This is a genomic window from Pseudonocardia kunmingensis, assembly GCF_006716445.1.
GTDB classification, from domain to species: Bacteria; Actinomycetota; Actinomycetes; order Mycobacteriales; family Pseudonocardiaceae; genus Pseudonocardia; species Pseudonocardia kunmingensis.
The window spans coordinates 564,221-588,418 of sequence record NZ_VFPA01000004.1; the positions used below are offsets into that span (position 1 = coordinate 564,221).

General features: G+C 74.2%; 24 protein-coding genes. 19 read left to right on the forward strand and 5 right to left on the reverse strand.

Annotated elements, in window-relative coordinates; translation table 11 throughout:
- Nucleotides 1–96: 96 nt before the first annotated feature.
- Entirely contained in the window at nt 97–981 is an 885-nt protein-coding gene (gene mshD, locus FB558_RS32500) for a mycothiol synthase (RefSeq protein ID WP_142060134.1), read from the reverse strand.
- Between the two features lie 49 nt (nt 982–1,030).
- The gene (locus FB558_RS32505) at nt 1,031–1,801 is read right to left on the reverse strand and encodes a winged helix-turn-helix transcriptional regulator (RefSeq protein WP_142060136.1); all 771 of its coding nucleotides are present in this window, start codon (nt 1,799–1,801) and stop codon (nt 1,031–1,033) included.
- Between the two features lie 140 nt (nt 1,802–1,941).
- Between FB558_RS32505 and FB558_RS32510 the strand changes: the two genes are divergently transcribed.
- The 6 genes from FB558_RS32510 (at nt 1,942) to FB558_RS32530 (ending at nt 6,081) form a co-directional block, all read left to right on the forward strand.
- On the forward strand, nt 1,942–2,805 hold the full coding sequence (locus FB558_RS32510; protein ID WP_246106914.1) for an alpha/beta hydrolase family protein: 864 nt from the start codon (nt 1,942–1,944) through the stop codon (nt 2,803–2,805).
- Complete coding sequence (locus tag FB558_RS32515; RefSeq protein WP_142060140.1) at nt 2,802–3,593, forward strand: LmeA family phospholipid-binding protein; 792 nt, start codon at nt 2,802–2,804, stop codon at nt 3,591–3,593. The genes FB558_RS32510 and FB558_RS32515 overlap by 4 nt, the downstream gene beginning before the upstream one ends.
- 300 nt (nt 3,594–3,893) lie before the next feature.
- Complete coding sequence (locus FB558_RS32520) at nt 3,894–4,745, forward strand: sulfurtransferase (protein ID WP_142060142.1); 852 nt, start codon at nt 3,894–3,896, stop codon at nt 4,743–4,745.
- Nucleotides 4,745–5,044, forward strand: a complete 300-nt coding sequence (locus tag FB558_RS32525; protein WP_142060144.1) for a DUF1416 domain-containing protein — start codon at nt 4,745–4,747, stop codon at nt 5,042–5,044. The genes FB558_RS32520 and FB558_RS32525 overlap by 1 nt, the downstream gene beginning before the upstream one ends.
- A 282-nt stretch (nt 5,045–5,326) precedes the next feature.
- Nucleotides 5,327–5,458, forward strand: coding sequence for a hypothetical protein (locus FB558_RS45335; RefSeq protein ID WP_281288706.1), 132 nt, complete (start codon nt 5,327–5,329; stop codon nt 5,456–5,458).
- On the forward strand, nt 5,455–6,081 hold the full coding sequence (locus tag FB558_RS32530) for a heme-binding beta-barrel domain-containing protein (RefSeq protein WP_142060146.1): 627 nt from the start codon (nt 5,455–5,457) through the stop codon (nt 6,079–6,081). Before FB558_RS45335 ends, FB558_RS32530 begins: the two co-directional genes overlap by 4 nt.
- Nucleotides 6,082–6,108: 27 nt before the next feature.
- On the opposite strand, the gene FB558_RS32535 is transcribed toward FB558_RS32530, so the two are convergent.
- The gene (locus FB558_RS32535; protein WP_142060148.1) at nt 6,109–7,428 is read right to left on the reverse strand and encodes a hypothetical protein; all 1,320 of its coding nucleotides are present in this window, start codon (nt 7,426–7,428) and stop codon (nt 6,109–6,111) included.
- A 45-nt stretch (nt 7,429–7,473) separates the two neighbouring features.
- The gene (locus FB558_RS32540) at nt 7,474–9,801 is read right to left on the reverse strand and encodes a hypothetical protein (protein ID WP_142060149.1); all 2,328 of its coding nucleotides are present in this window, start codon (nt 9,799–9,801) and stop codon (nt 7,474–7,476) included.
- A 275-nt stretch (nt 9,802–10,076) separates the two neighbouring features.
- Here FB558_RS32540 and FB558_RS32545 point away from each other — a divergent pair, with 275 nt between their 5' ends.
- The 4 genes from FB558_RS32545 to FB558_RS32560 all read left to right on the forward strand — a co-directional run bounded on the left by FB558_RS32545 (nt 10,077) and on the right by FB558_RS32560 (nt 13,292).
- The gene (locus FB558_RS32545; RefSeq protein ID WP_142060599.1) at nt 10,077–10,460 is read left to right on the forward strand and encodes a Fur family transcriptional regulator; all 384 of its coding nucleotides are present in this window, start codon (nt 10,077–10,079) and stop codon (nt 10,458–10,460) included.
- Nucleotides 10,457–11,560, forward strand: a complete 1,104-nt coding sequence (gene ygfZ, locus FB558_RS32550) for a CAF17-like 4Fe-4S cluster assembly/insertion protein YgfZ (RefSeq protein WP_246106915.1) — start codon at nt 10,457–10,459, stop codon at nt 11,558–11,560. Before FB558_RS32545 ends, ygfZ begins: the two co-directional genes overlap by 4 nt.
- Nucleotides 11,561–11,662: 102 nt before the next feature.
- Nucleotides 11,663–12,853: an MFS transporter gene (locus FB558_RS32555; protein ID WP_246106916.1), complete on the forward strand. Its 1,191-nt coding sequence runs from the start codon at nt 11,663–11,665 to the stop codon at nt 12,851–12,853.
- A 238-nt stretch (nt 12,854–13,091) separates the two neighbouring features.
- Nucleotides 13,092–13,292 carry a DUF3073 domain-containing protein gene (locus FB558_RS32560; protein WP_142060151.1) on the forward strand — a complete coding sequence of 67 codons (201 nt, stop codon included), beginning with the start codon at nt 13,092–13,094 and terminating at the stop codon, nt 13,290–13,292.
- 49 nt (nt 13,293–13,341) lie between these two features.
- On the opposite strand, the gene FB558_RS32565 is transcribed toward FB558_RS32560, so the two are convergent.
- Nucleotides 13,342–14,082, reverse strand: coding sequence for a GntR family transcriptional regulator (locus FB558_RS32565; protein WP_142060153.1), 741 nt, complete (start codon nt 14,080–14,082; stop codon nt 13,342–13,344).
- 114 nt (nt 14,083–14,196) lie between these two features.
- Between FB558_RS32565 and iolC the strand changes: the two genes are divergently transcribed.
- From iolC to FB558_RS32610, 9 genes are all read left to right on the forward strand, one after another.
- Nucleotides 14,197–15,171 carry a 5-dehydro-2-deoxygluconokinase gene (gene iolC / locus FB558_RS32570; RefSeq protein WP_211367010.1) on the forward strand — a complete coding sequence of 325 codons (975 nt, stop codon included), beginning with the start codon at nt 14,197–14,199 and terminating at the stop codon, nt 15,169–15,171.
- Entirely contained in the window at nt 15,161–16,036 is an 876-nt protein-coding gene (locus FB558_RS32575) for a Cgl0159 family (beta/alpha)8-fold protein (protein WP_142060155.1), read from the forward strand. The genes iolC and FB558_RS32575 overlap by 11 nt, the downstream gene beginning before the upstream one ends.
- On the forward strand, nt 16,033–16,899 hold the full coding sequence (iolB, locus tag FB558_RS32580) for a 5-deoxy-glucuronate isomerase (protein WP_142060157.1): 867 nt from the start codon (nt 16,033–16,035) through the stop codon (nt 16,897–16,899). The genes FB558_RS32575 and iolB overlap by 4 nt, the downstream gene beginning before the upstream one ends.
- Entirely contained in the window at nt 16,896–18,755 is a 1,860-nt protein-coding gene (iolD, locus tag FB558_RS32585) for a 3D-(3,5/4)-trihydroxycyclohexane-1,2-dione acylhydrolase (decyclizing) (protein ID WP_142060159.1), read from the forward strand. Before iolB ends, iolD begins: the two co-directional genes overlap by 4 nt.
- Entirely contained in the window at nt 18,755–20,251 is a 1,497-nt protein-coding gene (locus FB558_RS32590) for a CoA-acylating methylmalonate-semialdehyde dehydrogenase (protein WP_142060161.1), read from the forward strand. Before iolD ends, FB558_RS32590 begins: the two co-directional genes overlap by 1 nt.
- A 2-nt stretch (nt 20,252–20,253) precedes the next feature.
- On the forward strand, nt 20,254–21,177 hold the full coding sequence (locus tag FB558_RS32595) for a TIM barrel protein (RefSeq protein WP_142060163.1): 924 nt from the start codon (nt 20,254–20,256) through the stop codon (nt 21,175–21,177).
- A 53-nt stretch (nt 21,178–21,230) separates the two neighbouring features.
- Nucleotides 21,231–22,226 carry a substrate-binding domain-containing protein gene (locus FB558_RS32600; RefSeq protein WP_246106917.1) on the forward strand — a complete coding sequence of 332 codons (996 nt, stop codon included), beginning with the start codon at nt 21,231–21,233 and terminating at the stop codon, nt 22,224–22,226.
- Between the two features lie 64 nt (nt 22,227–22,290).
- Nucleotides 22,291–23,355 (forward strand): ABC transporter permease, encoded by a 1,065-nt coding sequence (locus FB558_RS32605; protein WP_142060165.1) that lies wholly within the window; start codon nt 22,291–22,293, stop codon nt 23,353–23,355.
- 68 nt (nt 23,356–23,423) lie between these two features.
- Nucleotides 23,424–24,176 (forward strand): ATP-binding cassette domain-containing protein, encoded by a 753-nt coding sequence (locus tag FB558_RS32610; RefSeq protein ID WP_211367032.1) that lies wholly within the window; start codon nt 23,424–23,426, stop codon nt 24,174–24,176.
- Nucleotides 24,177–24,198 lie beyond the last annotated feature (22 nt).

Genomic DNA, 24,198 nt, shown 5'->3' on the forward strand with positions numbered 1-24,198 from the left:
CAGCACACTCACCCACGGTGGGCCGTGATCTCCCCGTGACCTGCGCCGACGTGATCAGCTGCATCGCGGCGCGGGTTGCCGGTGGGTGAACAGGGGTCAGCGGCGGTACGAAACATCCGCCTGCCAGCGGGTGAATCCGAGGCTGCCGTAGAGCCGCACGGCGGGCGAGTTGTCCGCCTCGACGTAGAGCAGCACGCGCGTCTGCCCGCGCGCGTCGCGCAAGTGCTGCAGACCGGCCAGGGTCAGGGCCGCGCCGAGCCGCAGACCGCGCGCCGCCGGGTCGACGCCCAGCACGTAGACCTCGCCGATCGGCTCGGGATCGGTGTGGACCTTCGTCCAGTGGAAGCCGAGCACCCGGCCCCGCGCGTCGACGGCCAGCAGGAACCCCGCCGGGTCGAACCAGGGTTGGGCCTCGCCGTCGCGGATCCGGTCGAGGTCCCAGCCGCCCTGCTCGGGGTGCCAGTCGAAGGCGGCGTTGTTGACGCGCAGGAACTCGTCCTCGTCCGCCCCCACGACGAACGGCCGCAGCACCACCCCCGCAGGCAGCTCGGGGTCCGGCACCGGTTCGGCCAGGTCGCGCCGCATCTGCCACAGCTCCCGCGCCGCGGTGAACCCGAGGCGGGCGGCGAGGGCGACCGCGCCGGGGTGCTGCCCGTGCGCCCAGACGTTCAACGGCGCGCTGCCCACGCGCTCCGCCAGCGCCTCGACGAGACGCCTGCCCAGCCCGGCACGCCGGGCGTCGGGGTGCACGACGAGCTCGGCGGTGGCGCCGCCCTCGCCCGCGTCGAGCTGGGCGACCCCGCGCAGCGCCCCGGTCTCGTCACGAGCGAGCAGGTGGGCGGCGTCGTCACGGCGCAGGTGCAGCAGCACGTGCTCGCCGAGCGGGGCCGTGCCGTCCACCGCCGTGGCCGCCGCGGCCAGCGCCTCGACCTCGCCCGCCGACACCTCGTCCAACCCCGCGTGCCACACCAACCCGATCACGCGAACGACGCTACCCCGGACGCCGGACACGCCCGTTCCTCCAGCGGTGTCAGGCCATCCCGGCCACGCCGTTGACGCGGCCGACCGCCCGGTCGCCGCCGTCCTCGTCGCCGTCCTCGTCCTCGATGCGCACGGGCGGTGCCCCCAGTGGGCCGCGGGAGGGCCGGACGAACTTGTAGCCGACGTTGCGCACGGTGCCGATCATCTGCTCGTGCTCGGGGCCGAGCTTGGCCCGCAGCCGCCGCACGTGGACGTCGACGGTGCGGGTGCCGCCGAAGAAGTCGTAGCCCCACACCTCCTGGAGCAGCTGCGCGCGGGTGAACACCCGGCCCGCGTGCTGGGCGAGGTACTTGAGCAGCTCGAACTCCTTGTAGGTGAGCTCGAGGAGCCGGCCGCGCAGCCGCGCCGCGTAGGTGGCCTCGTCGATGACGAGCTCGCCGAGCACCAGCGCACCGCCGTCGCGGCCCGCGTCGGCGCCGGGGCGGGACTTGAGCAACCGCAGCCGCGCGTCGACCTCGGCGGGGCCGGTGCCGGGCAGCAGGATCTCGTCGACCACCCACTCCCCCGAGACCGCCACCAGGCCGCCCTCGGTGAGCACCGCGATGACGGGCACGTCGGTGCCGGTGCTGCCGAGCAGCCGGCACAGGCTGCGGGCCGCGACCAGGTCGGTGCGGGCGTCGACGAGCACGGCGTCGTGGGGGCCCGCATCGAGCAGAGCGGCCACCTCGGGCGCGGCCGTCCGGACGCCGTGCGGCAGCAGCGTGAGGGCCGGCAGCACGGAACCCGGGTCGGGGTCGGCTGTCAGCAGAAGGAGTTCCACGCGGTGTGCCTCCTCTCCCACCGGGGGCCGGGGCGCCGGCTGCGCCCCTCGTCCGATCACGGCGGGCGACCATGACGCACCGTTCACACCCGCGTGACCCGGCGGGAACACCACCACGCGGATCGATGCAGGATAGCCCGGTGGAGGCCGACGGCACGAGCAGCGCGGTGCAGGTCACGCCGGTACCGATCGCGACCACCAGCTCCGACGGGGTCCCGCTCGCCGGTGTCCACCTGGCGCGGCCGGGCCCTCCCCGCGGTACCGCGCTCGTCGTCGCGCACGGGTTCACCCACCACGTCCGCTACCGGACCACCCGGTCGCTGCTCGCCTCGCTGGGCGCCCACGCGCCGGTGGTGGCCCTCGACATGCGCGGCCACGGCCGCTCCGGCGGGCGCAGCACCGTCGGCGACCGGGAGCCGCTCGACCTCGACGCCGGCGTCGCCGCCGCGCGGCGCCTCGGCTACGAGCGGGTGGCGACGGTCGGCTTCTCCCTCGGCGCCGCCGTGGCCCTGCGCCAGGCCGCCGCCGGGCCGCACCGGCCGGACGCCGTGGTGGCGGTGAGCTCGCCTGCCCGCTGGTACTCCCGGGAGACCTCCCCGATGCGCCAGGTGCACTGGCTCCTCGAACAGCCCCACGGCCGGCTCGCGGCCCGCGCGATGGGCGTGCGCCTCGACGGCGGTTGGGAAGTGGTGCCGCCGTCACCCGTCGAGGTGGTCGGCGCCATCACCGCGCCGCTGCTGCTCGTGCACATCGCCGGGGACCGCTACTTCGCGCCCGCCCACGCCCGCGCGCTCGCGAGCGCCGCCGGCGAGCGCGCCGAGCTGTGGGAGGAACCGGGCGACGGGCACGGCGAGAGCGGCACGCACCCGGAGCTCGCGCGCCGGATCGCGGGGTGGGCGCTCGCCGCCTGCACCAACCCCGATGACGCGCGGCGACACGCTCGCTCTACGGTCGAAGGCCGCACCCCGGCAGAGCGCCGGGCAGCAGGGTCGGAGGTCGGATGAGGCGCCTGGTCATCGCGCTGCTCGTCCTGGTCGGGCTGTTCGTGGCGGTCGACTTCGGGGCGGCCGCGCTCGCCGAGTCGGCGGTGTCGCGCCAGATGCGCGAGCAGATCGGTCTCGTCGACGACCCGGACGTGCGCATCAACGGCTTCCCGTTCCTCACCCAGGCCGTCTCGGGCCACTACCCCGAGGTCGACGTCACGGCCCTGCGGGTCGAGGTCGGCGAGCTGCAGGACCTGAGCGTCCACGCCCGGTTGCGCGACGTCAGCGCTCCGCTGCCGATGCTGCTCGGGTCCGGCCCGAAGTCGCTCAACGTGCGGTCCGTCGAGGGCACGGTGCGGATCCCCGCCTCCGACGTGGAGCGCCTCGTCCCCGGCATCGAGGACCTGCGCATCGAGAACGTCGACGACTACGTGCTGCAGCAGGCCGTCGAGGAGGGCGGCGACCGGTCCCTTCGGACGATCGACCCGAGCGACGCGGTCCGCCTCGTCGGCACGGCCACGCTGCTCGGGCAGGAGGTCGAGGTGTCGGTGATCGCCGTGCTCCAGCTGGTGGACGGGCAGGCGCAGATCGTGCCGCGCGACGTCCGGCTGGGCGGCAGCGACGCACCCCCGCTCCCCGCGGCCCTGCAGCACACGATCGAGCAGCGGTTCACGCTGCGGCTCGACCCCGGTTCGCTCCCCCTCGCGGCCACGCCGACGAGGCTGCGCGCGGCCGGCGGCGCGCTCGAGATCAGCGGCTTCGCCGACGACCTCACCCTCGGCGCCGGCGCGGTGTCCGCCACGGGCTGACGCCCCGCCGCGCGTGACCCGCTCCTCATCCGGGCGGTCGATCCCGTGCGCGCACTGCCGCACGGGCCGATCCTCGGCTACCCTCACCACCGTGTTCTGGCCGCTGACCCGTCGCCGCGCAGTTGACCTGTGCCGCGTCGGCAGCTGCCTGTGTCGCGCCTCCTGAGCCCTTCCGCGTCTTCCACGCAGCCTCAGGAGCATCCGCTTGTCCGCACCACCGCACCCGTCTGCCGTGCCCCGCGCCGGCAGCGCGTCCTCGCACGCCCCGCACCGCACCACCGAATCCCAGGGAGCCCGCTCATGAGCCGCCAGGACGTCCTGGTCACCGCAGACTGGGCCGAGAAGAACCTCGGCACCGAAGGCATCGTCTTCCTCGAGGTCGACGAGGACACCACCGCCTACGACGGCGGCCACCTGCCCGGGGCCGTCAAGGTCAACTGGACCACCGAGCTGCAGGACCCGGTGCGGCGCGACATCGTCGACTCCGAGCAGTTCGCGAAGCTGCTCTCGGCGAAGGGCGTGGGCAACGACGACACCGTCGTGCTCTACGGCGGCAACAACAACTGGTTCGCCGCGTACGCCTACTGGCAGTTCAAGCTCTACGGGCACGCCGACGTGAAGCTGCTCGACGGCGGCCGCAAGAAGTGGGAGCTCGACGGCCGCACCCTCACCACCGAGGTCGCGGAGCGCCCCGCCACCACGTACACCGCGCAGGACCCGGACAACTCGATCCGCGCCTTCCGCGACGAGGTCGTCGACTCCATCGGCAAGAAGAACCTGGTCGACGTCCGCTCGCCCGACGAGTTCTCGGGCAAGATCCTCGCCCCCGCGCACCTGCCCCAGGAGCAGTCGCAGCGGCCCGGGCACGTGCCCTCGGCGATCAACATCCCGTGGAGCAAGGCGGCCAACGAGGACGGCACGTTCAAGTCCGACGAGGACCTCGCGAAGCTCTACGCCGAGGAGGGCTACGACGCGGACAAGCCGACCATCGCCTACTGCCGCATCGGCGAGCGCAGCTCCCACACCTGGGTGGTGCTGCACGAGCTGCTCGGCCACGGCGACGTCAAGAACTACGACGGCAGCTGGACCGAGTACGGCTCGCTGATCGGCGTGCCGATCGAGCTGGGCGCACCCGAGAAGAAGGCCTCCTGATGTGCGGCGCACCCGACCAGGCGGTCGCGCTGCCCCCGGGCACCGACCTGACGAAGGAGACCGTGCTCACCGGCCGGGTCGTCGCCGGCGGTGAGCCCGTGGGCGGTGCCTTCGTGCGGCTGCTGGACGGCTCCGGTGAGTTCACGGCCGAGGTCGTCGCGTCGGCCGCCGGGCAGTTCCGCTTCTTCGCCGCTCCGGGCACCTGGACCGTCCGCGCGCTCTCCCGCGCCGGCAACGGCCAGGCCGAGCTGACCGCCGACGGCCCCGGGGTGCACCGGGCCGAGGTCGCCGTCGCCTGATCCACCGCGAGCGGCGCTCCCGGGCGGGGTTCCTGGGGGCGCCGTTCTCGCGGGAACGGAACGCGCGGGCGGCCATGATCAGCAGGAATGGTGGGAGAGCGACAGATTTGCCGCCGTGACACCACTCCTGGCGATCACCCCCGGCGACACGTACGTGAGCGCGGCCGCGAGGACCCCGACGTGCGACTCGCACTGATCACGCGGCGCACAGCACGGCCTTCGCGGCCGTTCGTCCGTGGGCGGGCCCGGCGGCGCTCGCACGCACCGGATAGGGTTCGCCCGGTGCAGTGGTTGTTCACCGGTCTGCTGATCGCCGCGAGCGCCGGCATCGCGGCCTTCACCGGCTACCTCCTCCGGCGCCTGTTCACGACGCTTCCGGGCACTCCCGACTCGCCCGAGGAGGCGGCGGGATGACCGGCGCCGACGGTGAGCTGCCAGGCACCATCACCGGTCCGGCCAACGCCGCTCCCGACTCCCCGCAGCGCAACCGGCCGCGGTTCGACGACCTGCCGGTCCCGGACGACACCGCGAACCTGCGCGAGGGTCCCGACCTGCACGAGCAGTGCATCGGGCTGCTGCCGCTCGTCGGCGTGTGGCGCGGCACCGGCGAGGTCGTCTACCCGACGATCGAGGGGCCCTACAGCTTCGGCCAGCAGATCGTGTTCGCCCACGACGGCCGCCCGTTCCTCACCTACGAGGCGAAGGCGTGGCTGCTCGGCCCGGACGGGGAGGTCCTGCGCCCCGCGGCCCGCGAGACCGGTTTCTGGCGACCGCAGCCCGACGGCGAGCTCGAGGTGCTGATCACCCACGCCACCGGCATCTCCGAGATCTTCTACGGTCGCGCGCGCAACCTCACGTCCTGGGAGATCGAGACGGATGCGGTGGTGCGCTCCGCGTCGGCGAAGGAGGTCGAGGGCTCCCACCGGCTCTACGGGCTCGTCGAGGGTGGGGACCTGGCCTACGTCGACGAGCGGGCGATGGTCGGCCGGCCCCTCCAGCCGCACCTCTCGGCCCGGCTCAACCGCATCGCCGGATAACCCTGGCGGGCGCCGGCCCGCCAGGGCTCACGCCCGCTGCTCAGCCGGTGCGGGCGCGAGCAGCTCCTCCACCTCGCCGAGGGGCATCCCGGCCAGCCGGGCCAGCTGCGCGGGGCGCAGGCCGGCATCGGCGAGCCGGTGCAGTGCGTTGCGCAGCACGCCGCGCTCGTGGCGCATCGCGTCGGTGAGGCGGTCCAGCTCGCGGAGGCAGTCCTCGAGCTCGACGGCGGCGCCCACGGCGCGCTCCGGGTCGTCCAGCAGCACCCCGAGGAGCCGGTCCCGCGCGTCGACGGCGGCGGGCCGGGCGGTCGTCGGCGGCGCCGCACCGTCGTGCTCGGAGCGTGGCGGCGGCACGACCTCGTCGTCCACGGCCCCCCGGGGCGGCACCAGCCCCGCGGCCGCGACGGGCTCCGACCACGCGCGCTCGTCCGCACTCGGCTCGGCCGGCGCAGGCTCGGCGGCGCCGGCGGGCGACCATTGCTCGTCCCCCACCGCCTGAGCAGGCTCCTCGCCCACCACCGGCGCGGCGGCGGACGCCGTCCCGCCGTCCGCGGTCGGCTCCGGCGGCGCATCGCCGTTCGTCCCCACCGGCGACCAGCCGTGCTCGTCCACGGCCGGGCGCGCGGGCACGAACGCGGCCACGCCCGGCAGCGCCTGCCCGCTGGGCGGCGTCGCGCTGTCCGCGTCCACCGCGGGATCAGCGGGCTCGGGCTCGGGCTGCTGCGTGCGATCCCCGCCCGGCTCGGCGACATCCGGCGCGGGGAAGGGGTACGGCGTGCGCACCTCGTCGTCGGGCCACCGGCCGGGGGTGCGGGGCGGCGGCCCGCCCGCACGGCTCGCGGCGGCACGGACGGCGAAGGCCTGCGCGACCGCCGCGGCGACGGTCCGACCGGATCCGGCGTGCGGGGGCGACGAGGTGGCCGGAGCCGGCGCCTGCGCCGGCACGACGGGCTCGGCGGCGGCCGCCGGGGCGGCGACCACGGGCGGCGCCGGGGGGAACGCCTCAGCCGGCCGGGCGGCGGGTGGCGTGGGTGGCGGAGTGGGTTGTGGTGCGGGCGGGGTGGGCGCCTCGGCGATCGCCGGCGCCTCCAAGGTGTTCCCGACCGCGTCGCACACCGGAGCCGCCGGGCGCGCGGCGAGCGGTGGGCCGGGCGCGGCAACGGGCTGCTCGGCCATCGCCGCCCCGGCCGGCGGGGCCGCCACCTGCCGTGCCGCCCGCGCTCCCGAGCCCCGCGACACGGGTGCCTGCGCGCGCCGGCGCACGGCGAGGACGACGAGGATCAGCACACCGATCATCACCGCGCCCACACCCACCGGGACCAGCGCGGACGCCGACAGCAGTTGCATGGCTGCGCACCGTACGCGCTTTCAGCGCGGGGCGCGCAGCAAGATTCACCCGGAGCGGGACGTCGACGGGGAGCGGTTGACGTGCTCGGGACCGTTCGCGCCGGCCTTGCCACCGCGCTCGGCGCCCTGCCTGCCCGGCTCACCGGGCTCGCCCGCGCCGTCCGTCCGTTGCTCCGGACGCGCGCCCTCGGACCGCCCGCCCGGCGCCGGACGGGCTGGGTTGACCTTGGTGGCGGGGTCGCTCCCGCCGTTCGACGGCTGCTCGGTCGGGCGCTTCGGGGGCCCGAGCGGCGGCTGGACGGTCGGCACCAGTGCGGTGCGGTCCCCTGCCGAGCGGGTCTCCCCGGGACGGCCCGGGGGCGTCGCTTCGCCGCCGCCACGCTTCGCCTGATCGGATGACGGGCGGAAGAGGTCACCGGGCTCGGGATCGGCATCGGGACGCGGGCGGGCCGGCCCCGGCTTCTCGGCGGACCCAGGGTAGGCGCCGGCCGGCCGGTGCGACGGCTGCGGCCCGCCCGAAGCGCGCTCGGCGGGCCGATCGGGTGCGGCGGACGGATTTCCCGGACGCGGCTCGCTGCCCCGGGATCCGCCCGGCTGCGCCGATCCGGGGTTCTTGCCCGAGGGCGGCCGGTTCGCGCCGGGGCCGTTCGAGCCGGGGCCGTTGAGGCCGGCGCGGCTCGGGCTCGGGGCGTTCGGCCCGGAGCCACTCGCGGCCGGGCCGTTCGCCGCAGGCCCGCTCGCGCCCGGACCGTTCGCACCGGCTCGGTTCGAGCCGGGGCCGTTGGGGCCGGGCCCCGTCGAGCCGGGCCGGTTCGCGCCGGGGCTGTTCTGGCCGGAGCGCCCCGCGCTCGGGACGTTCGAACCGGAACCGCTCGCGGCCGGACCGTTCCCGCCGGCACCGCCCACACCGGAACCGCTCGGGCCGGAGCCGCTCGAGCCCTGCCCGCTCGCACCGGAGGCGCTGGAAGTCGGAACGCCGGCACCCGGGACGTTCGAACCGGAACCGCTCGCCGCCGGAGCGTTCCCGCCGGGCCCGCTCGGGCCGGAGCGGCTCGATCCAGGACCGCTCGAGCCGGAGGCCCCTGAACCAGGGCCGCTCGCGCCAGGCCCGCTGGAACCCGGAGCGTTCGCACCGGACGTGCTCGAGCCGGAACCTCGCGAACCGGGGCCGTTCCCACCAGGCGCGTTCCCGCCAGGGCCGGTCCGGCCGGGTCCGTTCCCGCCAGGTCCGCTCCCGCCGGCGGCGCTCCTGCCCGGCCCGTTGGAGCCGGGGCCGCTCGCGCCGGAACCGCTCGAACCGGAGCCGTTGCCTCCGGGCCCGCTCGCAGCGGGCCCGTTCGCTCCCGGACCCCGCTGGCCCGGGCGGTTCGGGCCCTGCGAGGCCGAACCCGGTGCCAGCGGTGTGGCGCTGCCCTTCGCCCCGGGGCCCGACGAGCTCGACCCGGGCGAGGCGGAGGCGGGCTGGGCCGGTCCGCTCGATCCTCCCTGGCCCGGGGCGGGGCGGTTCGGGCCGGGAGTGGGTGGCGTGCTGCCGCTGCTCGACGGGGAGCCCTGCTGGGGCGCCGGTGCGGTGGGCGGCGCCTGCTGCGCGGCGCGCGCGGCGTCCGCCTGGGGCGCACGCTCCGAACGGGCAGGTCCGTTCTGCGCGGGCCCGCTCCGGGCGCCGCTCGTTCCGGCGGCGCTCCCGGCGGCGTCCGGGGCGGGACGAGGTGGCTGGGCACCGGCGCCGGGGCCCTCACCGGGACCGGCCGGACGCGGTCGCGGGGTGGGGGTGGCCGACGGCCGGCCGCCGGCGGGCTGGGGCCCTCCCGGGCTGGGCTTCCCCGGTGACGGCGACGCACCCGTGGGGCGGGCGGGCGCTGCGGCGTCGGCCTGGGAGAGGTTGATGCGGCCGGTCGGGGCCGCGAGCATGCCCTCGAGCTGACCGCGCATCCGGGTGAGCTCGGCGAGCAGGGCGTCGCGCTGGCGCACGAGGTCGGCGAGCTGGGCGCGGACCCGCTCCTCCTCGGCGCGGGCCGAGGCGCGGGCCTTGTTGCGGATCTCCGCGGCCTCTTCCTCCGCCGCCTGCAGGATGCTCTGCATGCGGTCGGTGAAGCTGCCGACGACGTCGGGCGACTCGCCGCCCTGCGGGCCGGGGCCGCCGGGCCGGGGACGCGGCGTGGGCCGGGGGCGGGCGCCGGGCTGGCCGGGGATGCCGCCGGGAGGGGACTGCACGACGGGGATCGGCTGGCTGCGCGCCATCTCCAGATCGGCGCGCATGCGGGACAGCACCCGCTGGAGCCGGGCCACGTGCTCGTCGACCTGCTTGCGGTCGTAGCCCCGGAGGACGACGTCGAAATTCGGGGCGCCGAGCGCGCCCGCATCACTCGTCATCCGTCGTCCCTCCCGAGCGCGAAAGCCCCTTCACCCCGCCGAGGGTAGGTAGCCCCAGGCGATCAAACCTGGTCGTTCACCCTGACGGAGCATACCGGCGCGGCGTGTTCCTCCGGTAACGGAGCGGCGCAACCCCCGGTGCGCCACCGACGTGGGCGCCGGGAACGCCTACCATCGACTCGGTGGAGACCCGCCCGGCACCCGAGGCGACGGCCGAGCCTGCCGACGGGGGGCCGTCCGCCCTCCGCCGCACGCTGCACCAGCGCGGCCTGCGGATGACACCGCAGCGCCAGCTCGTGCTCGACGCCGTCCGCGACCTCGGGCACGCCACCCCGGAGCAGATCTGCACGCGGGTGCAGAGCGCCGCACCGGCCGTCAACATCACCACCGTCTACCGCACGCTCGACCTGCTGGAGCGCATCGGCCTGGTGCGGCACACGCACCTGGGCCACGGCGCGCCCACCTACTCCGAGCAGGAGCACCAGCACGTCCACCTGGTGTGCCACTCGTGCGGCAAGGTCACCGAATCGCCCACCGACCTGATGGACGGGCTCGCGGCGCGCCTGCTGGCCGAGTCCGACTTCGTGCTCGACCCGTCGCACGTCGCGCTGTCCGGCCGCTGCCGCGGCTGCCGCGACGAGGAGGAGGAACAGTCGTGACGGCAGGGAGCCCCGAACGGACGACCTCCGAGCAGACGCTTCCCGGCGCGGGCACCGATCCGGCCGTACCGGCCCACCGGGGCGACCCGCTCGCCGAGCAGCGCGCGATGGGACGCGGAGCCGCCGTGGTCGACCGCAGCCACCGCGGCGTGATCACCGTGACCGGCGCCGACCGGCTGAGCTGGCTGCACCTGCTGCTCACCCAGCACGTCAGCGAGCTGCCCGCGGACACCGGCACCGAGGCGCTCGTCCTCGACCTCAACGGGCGGGTCCTGCACCACATGGTGGTCGCGCACACGAGCGACACCGTCTTCCTGGACACCGAGGCGGGCGACGTGCCCGAGCTGCTCGACTACCTGCAGAAGATGGTGTTCTGGTCCCAGGTGGAACCCCGCGACGCCACGGGCGCGTACGCGGTGCTGAGCGTCGTCGGCCCCGACACCGCCGACGTGCTGGCCGCGGCGGGTGTCGCCGTCCCCGAGCGCCCCCACGGCGTGCTCGCGTCGCCGGACGGCGGGCTCGTCCGGCGGATGGCGTGGCCCGGCGCGGACGCCGCCGACCTCCTGGTGCCGCGCGACGCGCGGGACGCGTGGTGGGAGCGGCTCACCGCGGGTGGCGCCCGCCCCGCAGGCATGATGGCGTTCGAGGCGATGCGCGTGGAGTCCCTGCGCCCCCGCCTGCACGTCGACACCGACGAGCGGACGATCCCGCACGAGGTCGGCTGGATCGGCTCCGCGGTGCACCTGACGAAGGGGTGCTACCGCGGCCAGGAGACGGTGGCGCGCGTGGCCAACCTCGGCCGCCCACCGCGCCGGCTCGTGCTGCTGCACCTCGACGGCGGCGACGAGACCCTTCCGGTGCCCGGCGACCCGGTGGTGCGCGACGGCCGTGCCGTGGGTCGCGTCGGCACGGTGGCGCTGCACCACGAGCTCGGCCCGGTCGCGCTGGCGCTGGTGAAGCGCTCGGTCCCGGCGGACGCGGAGCTGGTGGCGGGCACCGAGGACCGCGCGGCCCCGGCCGCGATCGACCCGGCCTCGATCCCGGAGGAGGACGCGGCACCCCCCGCGGGCCGCGCCGCCCAGACAGGCCTGCGCGGCTGAGGCACTTCACCCACCCAGCACCCCCTCCACTCAAGGCCCGCCGGATCCCAGCATGCGGGACGACGGTCCCAAGCTTCGGTATCCCCGCCTAGGGTCGGTCCTGTGGGTGCGGCTTCGCGGTATCGCTGGGTGGTGCTCGTCGTCGGCACCGCCGCGCAGGCCTCCACCGCCTACTTCCTCGGCCTCGCCGCCGTCACACCTGCGCTGCGTGAGCACTTCGGGCTGGGCCTGGGCGGGGTCGGGGTGCTCATCGGGCTCGCGTCGGCGGGGTTGATCCCGACGCTGATCCCGTGGGGCAGCGCGGCCGACCGGTTCGGGGAGCGCTGGGTGATGGCCACCGGGCTCGTGGGCGCGGCCGGGGCGCTCGGGGGCATCGCGCTCGCCGACGACGCGGTGGCCGCCGGCGTGCTGCTCGTCGTGGCGGGCGCGTGCGGGGCGAGCGTCAACGCCGCGAGCGGCCGGGCGGTGATGACGTGGTTCCCCGCGGACGGCCGGGGCACCGCCATGGCCATCCGCCAGACGTCCGTGCCGGTCGGCGCCGCGCTCGCCGCCGTCGTACTGCCGCCGATCGCCGGCGCCGGTGGCGTGCCGGCCGTCTTCGCCGCGCTGGCCGTGACGTGCCTGGCCGCCGCGCTGGCCGTCGCCGCGTGGATCCGCGAACCCCCCGGCCACCGGGCGCGGTCCGGCCGTCCCGCCGCGGGGGCCCGCGCGGTGCTGTCCGACCCCCGCCTGCAGCGGCTGAGCCTCGCCGGCTTCCTCCTGGTGGTTCCCCAGTTCCTCGGTTCGGTGTTCCTCGTCGAGGTGCTGCACGAGGGTTCCGGCGTCCCGCTCGCGACCGCGGGCGCGCTGCTCGCGGTCACCCAGGTGCTCGGCGCGCTCGGCAGGCTGGTCAACGGCGCCTGGAGCGACCGTGCGGGGAGCAGGCTCGGGCCGCTGCGGATCGTGGCGGTGGCGGTCGCGGTGGGCTTCGCGCTGTCGGCGCTCCTGCGGCCGGGTCCCGCCGTGGTGCTCGCCGTCGTGCTGGTGCCGGCTGCGGCGCTCGCGATCAGCTGGAACGGGCTGGTGTTCACCACGGCCGGCGAGCTGGCGCCGCCCGGACGTGCGGCCACCGCGATGGCCGTCTCCAACACCGCCAACTACGTGGCCGCCGCGGGCGCACCCGCGCTCGGGGGTCTGGTGGCCGAGCTCGCGGGGTGGTCGGCGATGCTGGCGCTCGGCGCGCTCGCGGCCGCCGCAGCCCTGCTGGCGCTGCGCCGCCTCGCCGATCCGGCCGCCGCGCCCGTGGCCGGCTGAGCCCCCTCGACACCCGATCGGGTGCGCGGACCTGCGCATACCCGGCCACCGGGCCCGGCTCGAGGTCACCTTCCCACCAGCCCTGCGGGTGACCTCCGCCGCGTGCGAGGTCACATTGCCGGTGCCACGTCGCACTCCCGGGCGTTCGCAAGGTACGGTGAACACCAGGAGATTGATGAGATGAATGGGGCCGCCGAGACATCCGGCCGCCCCTTCCCTGTTGTAAGGGGGACCAGCCATGGGGCGCGGACGAGCCAAGGCCAAGCAGACGAAGGTGGCTCGAGAGCTCAAGTACAGCTCCCCCACCATGGATCTCGACGCTTTGCAGCGCGAGATCGGAAGCGCGGCACCCCACAACGGTGAGCCGGACGACGACTACGCCGATCCTTACGCTCCCGTCGAGGACGACGACGAGGCCCCGCAGCGCCGCTACCGCTGAGCTGCGGGGTCACCGCGGTCGCGTGGGGGTGCCGTGGAGCTGACCTCGTTCAGCTGGAGAGCGTGAGCGCGATGGAGTAACGGCTCGCACGGTAGATGTGCGAGCCGTACTCCACGGCCCGGCCGCTCGCGTCCCACGCGGTGCGGGTCATGGTGAGCACCGGCGCGCCACGCGCGTCGCCGAGCACCCGGGCCTCCGCGGCCGTGGCGGCGCGGGCGCCCACCACCTGGTCGGCCATCCGGGGCACGTAACCGGCTGCCCGCAGCAACTCGTAGAGGCCGCGTTCCTCCAGGTCGGTCCCGCGTGGGCGGAGCACGTCCACCGGAACGGCGTTGTGCATCAGCGCCAGCGGTTCGCCCGCGGCGAACCGGAGGCGCTCCAACCACGTCACCTCGGTGCCCTCGGGTACGCCGAGCGCTTCGGCGACGGGGTCGGGCGCCGGACGGGTCTCCACGACCCGGATCCGGGTGCTCGGCCGTTGGCCCGTCTTCGCCAGGTCGTCGTAGAGGCTCGACAGCTCCACGGGCCTGCGCACCTTCGGGTGCACGATCTGGGTGCCGATGCCCCGCTTGCGGACGAGCACGCCGCGCTCCACGAGGTGCTGGATCGCCCGGCGCATGGTGGGCCGGGAGACACCGAGCCGCTCGGCCAGCTCCACCTCGTTGTCCAACCGGCCCCCGACCGGCATCTCCCCGCACTCGATGAGCTGTTCGAGCTTGCCCGCTGCCTGGAAGTAGAGCGGGACGGGGCTGCTGCGGTCCAGCGCCGCTCCCGGTGCCGGGATGTCCATACCTGCTCCCCCTGGGCTCGCTTTTGTCATGACAAAGTGTTGACAGGTAAGGGGCGTCAGAGTACACCTGGCCCGGCGGCCGGGGCGCTCCCGGCGCGGAGCGGAGGAGACGCGATGGGGCCGGGAGACGGGCGTGGGGACGGCCTCGACGTACTCACGATGGGCCGCATCGGCGTGGACGTCTACCCGCTGCAGACCGGGGTGTCGCTGCGCGAGGTCCAGACCTTCGGCAAGTACCTCGGGGGCAGCGCCACCAACGTCGCGGTCGCCGCGGCCCGGCACGGCAGGCGCAGCGCGGTGGTCAGCCGCACGGGGCAGGACCCGTTCGGCGAGTTCATCCACGACGCGCTGCGCGGCTTCGGAGTGGACGACCGCTACGTCACGCCGGTGCCGCACCTGCCCACACCCGTGACGTTCTGCGAGATCTTCCCGCCCGACGACTTCCCCCTGTACTTCTACCGCTTCCCGAAGGCCCCCGACCTGGAGATCCACGCCCACGAGCTGGACATGGACGCCGTGCGCGCGGCGGGCGTCTTCTGGGTCACCGGCACCGGTCTGTCGCAGGAGCCCAGTCGGGACGCGACGCTGACGGCGCTGCGCGCCCGCGGGAAGGACGGCATCACGGTCCTCGACCTGGACTACCGGCCGATGTTCTGGGAGTCGCGCGAGGCCGCGCGCGCCGCGATGCGGGAGGCACTGCCCCACGTCACGGTGGCGGTCGGCAACCTCGACGAGTGCGACACCGCCGTCGGCGTGCGCGAGCCGTACGCCGCGGCGACGGCGCTGCACGCCGCGGGAGTGGAGCTGGCGGTGGTGAAGCAGGGCCCCGCCGGCGTGCTTGCGTCCGACCGTTCGACCCAGGTGGAGGTGCCGCCGGTACCCGTCGAGGTCGTCAACGGGCTCGGCGCCGGCGACGCGTTCGGCGGAGCGCTCTGCCATGCCCTGCTGTCGGGCTGGGACCTGGAGCGGGCGATGCGGTTCTGCAACGCCGCCGGTGCGATCGTCGCGGGCAGGCTTGCCTGCGCGGAGGCCATGCCGACCACCGACGAGGTCGACGAGGTGCTGCGGGAGGCCGTCGGTGCGGGCTGAACGGTTGCAGGAGCTCGTCGAGGTCCGGGTGCGCCGCCCGGAGGCGGTGGCCGAGGCCGCGCGGCGACGGCGGCGGCCCGGTTCGGTGCTGGGCGAGCACGGCAAGCTGATGATGATCGCCGCCGACCACCCGGCGCGCGGCGCGCTGCGGGCCGGGGAGCGGCCGCTGGCCATGGCCGACCGCGGCGACCTGCTGGACCGGCTGTGCGTCGCACTGTCCCGGCCGGGCGTCAACGGCGTCCTCGGCACTCCGGACGTCCTGGAGGACCTGCTGCTGCTCGGCGCGCTCGAGGGCAAGGTCGTGGTGGGGTCGATGAACCGCGGCGGCCTCGCGGGCACGGCCTTCGAGATCGACGACCGGTTCACCGCCTACGACGCCCCCAGCATCGCCGCGGCCGGCTACGAGGGCGGCAAGATGCTGGTCCGCATCGACCCCGAGGACCCGGCCACCGCGGCGACTCTCGAGTCGTGCGGCCGGGCCGTGAGCGCGCTGGCCGACCACCGGCTGATGGCGATGGTCGAGCCGTTCATCTCGCACCGGGTCGACGGCCGGGTGCGCAACGAGCTCACGGCCGAGGCCATGGTCCGCGCCTCCACGGTGGCCGCCGGCCTCGGCACGACGTCCGCCCGCACCTGGCTCAAGGTCCCGATCGTCGACGAGATGGAGCGCGCCATGGCCGCGACCACCCTGCCCGCACTGATCCTCGGCGGGGAGGTGGCGCAGGACCAGGACGCGGCGTTCGCGAGCTGGAGCAAGGCGCTGGCGCTGCCCACCGTGCAAGGCCTGGTGATCGGGAGGAGCCTCCTGTACCCACCGGGGGACGACGTGGCGGCAGCGGTGGACGCGGCGGTGGGGCTGCTGTGACGAAGCACCTGATCCGCAGCGGCGAGACCGCCGACGGCCACTTCTCCCTCGTCGTCACCCCGGAGAGCGCCGGGTGGGGCTACAGCTCGCTCCGGGTGCTCGAGCTGCCTGCCGGGGGGAGCTCCTCGTTCGCGACCGGGCCGGACGAGATGGTGGTGCTGCCGTTGTCCGGGGGCTGCCGCGTCGAGTGCGACGGGGAGGCGTTCGAGGTCACCGGGCGACGTAGCGTCTTCTCCCGCGTCACCGACTTCGCCTACGTGCCCCGCGACGCGCAGGTCACCGTGTCCTCCGAGGCGGGAGGCCGCTTCGCGCTGCCGGCCGCCCGGGCCACCCGGCGGCTGCCCGCGCGGTACGGGCCCGCCGAGGGCGTGTCGGTGGAGCTGCGCGGCGCCGGGCAGGCCAGCCGGCAGGTCAACAACTTCTGCAACCCGCAGACCTTCGACGCCGACAAGCTGATCGCCGTCGAGGTGCTGACGCCGGGCGCCAACTGGTCGTCGTGGCCGCCGCACAAGCACGACGAGGAGCGCGAGGGCGAGGCGCGCCTGGAGGAGGTCTACTACTTCGAGGTGGACCACGACGGCCCGGGCTTCCAGCGCGTCTACACCTCCGGGCCGGGTCGGGAGATCGACGTCTGCGCCGAGGTGCGCAGCGGCGACACGGTGCTGATCCCGCACGGCTGGCACGGCCCGTCGATGGCCGCGCCCGGTTACGACCTCTACTACCTCAACGTCATGGCCGGGCCGAGCCCGGAGCGCGCCTGGCTGATCTGCGACGACCCGGCGCACGCCTGGGTGCGGGGCACCTGGGAGGACCAGGACGTCGACCGGCGCCTGCCGCTGACCACGACCGAGGAGAAGCAGTGAGACTGACGGTCGCCCAGGCGCTCGTGCGGTTCCTCGCGAACCAGTACAGCGAGCGCGACGGCACGCAGCACCGGCTCGTGCCTGGCTGCTTCGGGATCTTCGGGCACGGCAACGTCGCCGGCGTCGGGCAGGCGCTGCTGGAGGCCACGCAGACCGGCGTCGACCTGCCCTACCACCTCGCCCGCAACGAGCAGGGCATGGTGCACAGCGCCGTCGGCTACGCGCGGATGCGCAACCGGCTGCAGCTCATGGCGTGCACGGCCTCGATCGGTCCCGGCTCCACGAACATGATCACCGGTGCCGCGCTCGCGACCACGAACCGGATCCCGGTGCTGCTGCTCCCGTCGGACGTGTTCGCCACCCGCGTGGCGAGCCCGGTGCTGCAGGAGCTGGAGGACCCCCGCACCTACGACGTGTCGGTCAACGACGCGTTCCGGCCGGTCTCGCGCTTCTTCGACCGCGTGTGGCGGCCCGAGCAGCTGCCCTCGGCGCTGCTGGGCGCGATGCGCGTGCTCACCGACCCGGCCGAGACCGGCGCCGTGACGATCGCGCTGCCGCAGGACGTGCAGGCCGAGGCGTACGACTGGCCCGACGAGCTGTTCGCCCCGCGGGTCTGGCACATCCCCCGCCCGGTGCCCGAGCCCGCGGCGCTGGCCCGCGCCGTCGACCTGATCCGTTCCGCGGAACGGCCGCTGGTCGTCGCGGGCGGCGGCGTGCACTACAGCGAGGCCACCGACGCCCTGCGCCGCTTCGCCGAGGCCACCGGGATCCCGGTCGGCGATACGCAGGCCGGCAAGGGCGCGCTGCTGTGGGACCACAGCCACGCCGTGGGCGGGGTGGGGTCGACCGGCTCGCCGGTCGCGAACGCGCTGGCCCGCGAGGCGGACGTCGTGATCGGCGTCGGCACCCGCTGGAGCGACTTCACCACCGCCTCGCGCACCGCGTTCCAACGCCCGGACGTGCGGTTCGTGAACCTCAACGTCGCGGCGTTCGACGCGGCCAAGCACGCGGGCGAGATGCTCGTGGCCGACGCCCGCGCCGGGCTGGAGGCGCTCACCGAGGCCCTCGCCGGCTACCGGTGCTCCTCGACCTGGGACGTCACAGCCTGGAACCGCGCCGTGGACGGGGCCTTCCACCGCGGCCACCGGCCGCTCCCGGCGCAGACCGAGGTGCTCGGCGCGCTCAACGAGGAGATGGCCCCGACCGACGTCGTGGTGCAGGCGGCCGGGTCGATGCCCGGTGACCTGCAGATGCTGTGGCGCGCGCGGGACGCGAAGCAGTACCACGTGGAGTACGCCTACTCCTGCATGGGCTACGAGATCGCGGGCGCGCTGGGGATCAAGATGGCCGCCCCCGACCGCGAGGTGTTCGCCCTGGTCGGCGACGGGTCGTACCTGATGATGGCGAGCGAGATCGTCACGGCGGTGTCCGAGGGGATCAAGCTCAACCTCGTCATCGTGCAGAACCACGGGTTCGCCTCGATCGGGGCGCTCTCGGAGTCGGTGGGCTCGCAGCGGTTCGGCACCTCCTACCGCTACCGCGACCCGGCCACCGGGCTGCTCGACGGGGCGACCCTGCCCGTCGACCTGGCCGCCAACGCCGCGAGCCTCGGCGCCGACGTCATCCGCGTCCGCACGATCGAGGAGTTCCGGGCCGCGATCGCGCGCTCCCGGGCGTCCGACCGCACCACCGCGATCCACATCGAGACCGACCCGCTCGCCCCGGCGCCGGACTCCGAGAACTGGTGGGACGTCCCGGTGGCCGAGGTCGCGCAGCTCGACAGCACGACCGCCGCCCGCAAGACCTACGAGGCGCACAAGGCCGACCAGCGGCCCCTGATCGGAGGGACGTCCTGATGAGGACCGTCACGCACTGGATCGGCGGGAAGCCGGTCACCGGCGAGTCCACCCGCACGAGCCCGGTGTGGAACCCCGCGACCGGTGAGCAGCAGGCGGAGGTCCTGCTCGCGAACCGCGCCGACGTCGACACCGCCGTGCGGTCCGCGGCCGCGGCGTTCGCCTCGTGGTCGCAGTCGTCGCTCTCGCAGCGCACGAAGATCCTCTTCAACTTCCGGGAGCTGGTGAACGCCCGCACCCAGGAGCTCGCGGAGATCGTCTCCGACGAGCACGGCAAGGTCGTCTCGGACGCCCGCGGCGAGGTGCAGCGCGGGCTCGAGGTGATCGAGTACGCCTGCGGCATCCCCACCCTGTTGAAGGGCGACTACTCCGACCAGGTCTCGACCGGCGTCGACCTGTTCTCCTTCCGCGAGCCGCTGGGCGTCTGCGCGGGCATCACGCCGTTCAACTTCCCGGTGATGGTCCCGATGTGGATGCACCCGGTGGCGATCGCGTGCGGCAACACGTTCGTGCTCAAGCCGAGCGAGCGCGACCCGAGCGCGTCGGAGCTGGTGGCGCGCCTCTGGGCGGAGGCGGGGCTGCCCGACGGCGTGTTCAACGTCGTGCACGGCGACAAGGAGTCCGTCGACGCCCTGCTCGAGCACAGGGATGTCGCCGCGGTGTCGTTCGTCGGGTCCACGCCGATCGCGCGCTACATCCACGAGCGCGGCACCGCGGGCGGCAAGCGCGTGCAGGCCCTCGGCGGGGCGAAGAACCACGCGGTCGTGCTGCCCGACGCCCCGATCGACTACGCCGCCGACCACATGGTCGGCGCCGCGTTCGGCTCCGCGGGCGAGCGCTGCATGGCGATCTCCGCGACGGTCGCGGTGGGTGGTGCCGCCGACGACCTCGTCGCGGCCGTCAGCGAGAAGGCCCGCGCGGTCAAGGTGGGCCCCGGGCGGGAGGCGGACAGCGAGATGGGCCCGGTCGTCACGGCCGCGGCGAAGGAGCGGATCGTCGGGCTGATCGGCAGCGGCGCCGAGCAGGGCGCCGAGCTCGCCGTCGACGGGCGCGGGCTCACCGTCCCCGGCCACGAGGACGGCTTCTTCGTGGGCCCGACGGTGATCGACCGGGTGCGTCCCGAGATGGACGTCTACCGCGAGGAGGTCTTCGGGCCCGTCCTGTCGGTGGTCCGCGCCGACGACGTCGACGCCGCCATCGCGCTCATCAACGCCAACCCGTACGGCAACGGCACCGCGATCTTCACCTCCTCCGGGGAAGCGGCGCGCCGGTTCCAGCGCGGCGTGAACATCGGGATGATCGGCATCAACGTGCCGATCCCGGTGCCGATGGCCTACTACTCCTTCGGCGGCTGGAAGGACTCGCTGTTCGGCGACAAGCACATCCACGGGCCCGAGGGCGTGTCGTTCTACACCCGGGCGAAGGTCGTCACCTCCCGCTGGCCGCACGTCGAGCAGGCGACGGGCGCGAGCTACCACTTCCCGACGGCGACCTGACCATGGCCGCCCTGGGGAAGCTCACCCTCGGCACCGCACCCGACTCGTGGGGCGTGTGGTTCCCGTCCGACCCGCACCAGGTCGGCTGGCAGCAGTACCTCGACGAGATCGCGCAGTCCGGCTACCTGTGGACCGAGCTGGGCCCGTCCGGCTTCCTCCCGCAGGACCCGGAGCGGCTGCGCGACGAGCTGGAGTCGCGCGGCCTGCGGGTCAGCGGCGGCACGATCTTCGCGGGCCTGCACCGCGGCGCGGAGGCGCTCGACGAGGCGGTCGAGGCGTGCAGCCGGGAGTCGCGCCTGCTCACCGCGCTCGGCGCCCGCCACCTCGTGCTGCTCCCCGAGCAGTACACGGACATGCACACGGGCACGTCGACGCAGTCCGGCGACATCGACCCGGACCAGTGGAAGAACCTCACCACCGGCTACGACCGGCTCGGGAAGACCCTCCTCGAGGAGTTCGGCGTCGACCTGGTCTTCCACCCGCACGCCGACACCCACGTCGACACGCAGGAGCGCGTCGAGCGGTTCCTCGCCGACACCGACCCGCGGTACGTGAACCTGTGCCTGGACACCGGCCACATCTCCTACTGCCACGGCGACAACCTCGCGATCATCGAGCGGTTCGGTGACCGGGTCCGCTACGTGCACCTGAAGCAGGTCGACCCCACGGTCCGCGACCGCGTCCGCGCCGAGAAGCTCTCGCTCGCCGAGGCCGTGCCGCTCGGCGTGATGGTGGAGCCACCGTACGGGGAGCCGGCGATGCCGCCGCTGCTCGATGCGCTCGACCGGCTCGACACCGACCTGTTCACCGTGGTCGAGCAGGACCTGTACCCGGTCGAGCCGCACATCCCGCTGCCGATCGGTGCCCGCACCGCGGGCTACCTGCGCGGCTGCGGGCTCGGTCCCGTCCGGCGCTGGCCCTACTGATCTGACCCCAGCCCGCCGCTGCGGCCGGCTGTGCACTGAAGGGAGACTCAACGGTGAGTACCAGGAAGACGATGCGCACGCTGGCGGTGGTCGCGGTGCTGGGCCTCGGCCTGGCGGCGTGCAGCAGCCAGGGCGGAGCACAGCAGGAGCAGGGCGGTGGCGGCGGGGGAACCGGCGGCGCGGTCGACACCGAGCGCTTCACGATCGCGATGGTCACCCACGAGCAACCGGGCGACACGTTCTGGGACCGGATCCGAGCCGGCGCCGAGGACGCCGCGGCCGCCCACAACGTCGAGCTGAGGTACTCGAACGGCGCCCAGGCACCCGAGCAGGCCACCCTGGTGCAGAACGCGATCGACAGCCAGGTCGACGGCCTCGCCGTGACGCTCGCCCAGGTCGAGCAGGTCGGGCCCGCGGCGAAGGCGGCGGCCGACGCCGGCATCCCGGTGGTGGCGTTCAACGCGGGCAAGGACGAGTACGAGCGGTTCGGCGCGGAGATGTACTTCGGGTCGGACGAGACGATCGCCGGCCAGGCCGCCGGGCAGCGCCTCGCCGACGACGGCGCCCAGAAGGTCCTCTGCGTGGTGCAGGAGCAGGGCCACGTCGCGCTCGAGGCCCGCTGCGCCGGCGTGGCGGCGACCTTCCCGAGCACCGAGAACATCTACGTCCAGGGCACGGACCTGCCGTCGGTGCGGTCGACGATCGGCGCGAAGCTGCAGGAGGACCCCGCGATCACGCACGTCATCGCGCTCGGCGCACCGTTCGCCCTCACCGCGCTCGAGTCCGTCGCCGACGCCGGGAGCCAGGCCAGGGTCGCGACCTTCGACCTGAACGTCGACGCGGCCCGCGCGATCCAGGAGGGCCGCATCCTGTTCGCCGTCGACCAGCAGCCCTACGTGCAGGGCTACATGTCCGTGGCGTCGCTGTGGCTGAACCTCACCAACGGCAACGACCTGGGCGGTGGCGGCCCGGTGCTCACCGGACCGTCCTTCGTCGACTCCACCAACATCGACCAGATCGTCGACTACGCGCAGAACAACACGCGCTAGAACCCCTCCGGGGGGAGCCGGCGGCCCCGGCTCCCCCCGGGTCCATCAGACCCTGGAGCGGGCCATGTCCTCATCCGTCGCGACCCAACCGTCCCCACCGACGCCGACCCCCGCGGTCGAGCGCCCGAAGAAGCCGCTGCTGTCCACCCTGCTCACCCGCCCGGAGGTCGGGTCGTTCGCGGCGGCGATCGCGATCTTCATCTTCTTCTCCGCGATCGCCGAGCCGTTCCGCAGCCTGCCGGCGCTGTCGACGGTGCTGTACGCGAGCTCGTCGATCGGCATCGTCGCCGTGGGGGTGGCCCTGCTGATGATCGGCGGCGAGTTCGACCTGTCGGCAGGTGTGTCGGTGGTGACCGCCGCGCTGACGGCGTCGATGATCAGCTACCAGCTCAGCGCCAACCTGTGGGTCGGCGTGTTCGTCAGCCTGGTCGTCATGCTGGCGATCGGGTTCTTCAACGGCTACCTGGTCGTGAAGACCGGTATCCCGAGCTTCCTCATCACCCTGGGCTCGTTCTTCATGCTCGGAGGCATCAACCTCGGCGTCACCAAGCTGGTCACCGGCACGGTGGCCACCCAGAACGTCGCCGACATGGACGGGTTCGCCTCGGCGCGCGCGGTCTTCGCGTCCGAGTTCGCCGTGGGCGGGGTGACGATCCGGGTCACCGTGCTCTGGTGGATCTTCTTCGTGGCGCTGGCCACCTGGATCCTGCTGCGCACCCGCCTCGGGAACTGGATCTTCGCCGTGGGCGGGAACGCGGCCAGCGCCCGGGCCGTCGGTGTCCCGGTGGACAAGGTGAAGATCGGCCTGTTCATGGGCGTGGCCCTCATGTGCTGGTTCTACGGGATGCACCAGCTGTTCGCGTTCAACACCGTGCAGTCCGGCCAGGGCGTCGGCAACGAGTTCCTCTACATCATCGCCGCGGTGGTCGGGGGCTGCCTGCTCACCGGCGGGTACGGCTCGGCGATCGGCGCCGCGGTCGGCGCGTTCATCTTCGGCATGACCACCCAGGGCATCGTGTTCGCCGGCTGGGACCCGAGCTGGTTCAAGTTCTTCCTCGGCGCGATGCTCCTGCTCGCGGTCATGCTCAACCTCTACGTCAAGAACTACGCCCTCAACCGGAGGAGCTGAGCGCCGTGACCGACACGATCGTGGGGCACGCGGACCGGAACCTCGAGGTCGGCACACCGCTCGTCGAGATGGAGGGCGTCGGCAAGGCCTACGGCGCCATACGGGCGCTGGAGGGCATCGACCTCACCGTCAACGCAGGCGAGGTCACCTGCGTCCTCGGGGACAACGGCGCGGGCAAGTCCACCCTCATCAAGATCATCTCCGGGCTGCACCCGCACACCGAGGGAACGCTCAAGGTGGACGGGCAGGAGGTGCACCTCGGCTCGCCGCGCGAGTCGCTCGACCACGGGATCGCCACCGTCTACCAGGACCTGGCCGTCGTCGGGCTGATGGAGGTGTGGCGCAACTTCTTCCTCGGCTCGGAGATGAGGAAGGGTCGCTATCCGCTCGCCCCGCTGGACATCAAGGGCATGCGGGAGATCGCCGACGCCGAGCTGCGCAAGATGGGCATCGTCGTCAAGGACATCAACCAGCCGATCGGCACGCTGTCGGGCGGCCAGCGCCAGTGCGTGGCGATCGCCAGGGCGGTGTACTTCGGCGCGCGCGTGCTCATCCTCGACGAGCCGACCGCCGCATTGGGCGTGAAGCAGTCCGGCGTGGTGCTCAAGTACACCGCGGCGGCGCGGGACGCCGGGCTCGGCGTCGTCTTCATCACGCACAACCCGCACCACGCGTTCCTCGTCGGCGACCACTTCATCATCCTCAAGCTCGGCCGCCGGGTGCTCGACAAGAAGCGCTCCGAGGTGACGCTCGAGGAGCTCACCGCCGAGATGGCGGGCGGGCAGGAGCTCGCCGAGCTGTCGCACGAGCTCAAGCGCTGAGCGGAGCTTGCGGAGCGAACAG

What these genes read in the sequence shown, in the direction of transcription:
- FB558_RS32515 (WP_142060140.1), top strand. Translation starts at nt 2,802, where the DNA reads ATGAGGCGCCTGGTCATCGCGCTGCTCGTCCTGGTCGGGCTGTTCGTG.
- FB558_RS32520 (WP_142060142.1), top strand. Translation starts at nt 3,894, where the DNA reads ATGAGCCGCCAGGACGTCCTGGTCACCGCAGACTGGGCCGAGAAGAAC.
- FB558_RS32525 (WP_142060144.1), top strand. Translation starts at nt 4,745, where the DNA reads ATGTGCGGCGCACCCGACCAGGCGGTCGCGCTGCCCCCGGGCACCGAC.
- FB558_RS32530 (WP_142060146.1), top strand. Translation starts at nt 5,455, where the DNA reads ATGACCGGCGCCGACGGTGAGCTGCCAGGCACCATCACCGGTCCGGCC.
- FB558_RS32535 (WP_142060148.1), bottom strand. Translation starts at nt 7,428, where the DNA reads ATGCAACTGCTGTCGGCGTCCGCGCTGGTCCCGGTGGGTGTGGGCGCG.
- FB558_RS32540 (WP_142060149.1), bottom strand. Translation starts at nt 9,801, where the DNA reads ATGACGAGTGATGCGGGCGCGCTCGGCGCCCCGAATTTCGACGTCGTC.
- FB558_RS32545 (WP_142060599.1), top strand. Translation starts at nt 10,077, where the DNA reads ATGACACCGCAGCGCCAGCTCGTGCTCGACGCCGTCCGCGACCTCGGG.
- FB558_RS32560 (WP_142060151.1), top strand. Translation starts at nt 13,092, where the DNA reads ATGGGGCGCGGACGAGCCAAGGCCAAGCAGACGAAGGTGGCTCGAGAG.
- FB558_RS32565 (WP_142060153.1), bottom strand. Translation starts at nt 14,082, where the DNA reads ATGGACATCCCGGCACCGGGAGCGGCGCTGGACCGCAGCAGCCCCGTC.
- iolC (WP_211367010.1), top strand. Translation starts at nt 14,197, where the DNA reads ATGGGGCCGGGAGACGGGCGTGGGGACGGCCTCGACGTACTCACGATG.
- FB558_RS32590 (WP_142060161.1), top strand. Translation starts at nt 18,755, where the DNA reads ATGAGGACCGTCACGCACTGGATCGGCGGGAAGCCGGTCACCGGCGAG.
- FB558_RS32595 (WP_142060163.1), top strand. Translation starts at nt 20,254, where the DNA reads ATGGCCGCCCTGGGGAAGCTCACCCTCGGCACCGCACCCGACTCGTGG.
- FB558_RS32605 (WP_142060165.1), top strand. Translation starts at nt 22,291, where the DNA reads ATGTCCTCATCCGTCGCGACCCAACCGTCCCCACCGACGCCGACCCCC.
- FB558_RS32610 (WP_211367032.1), top strand. Translation starts at nt 23,424, where the DNA reads ATGGAGGGCGTCGGCAAGGCCTACGGCGCCATACGGGCGCTGGAGGGC.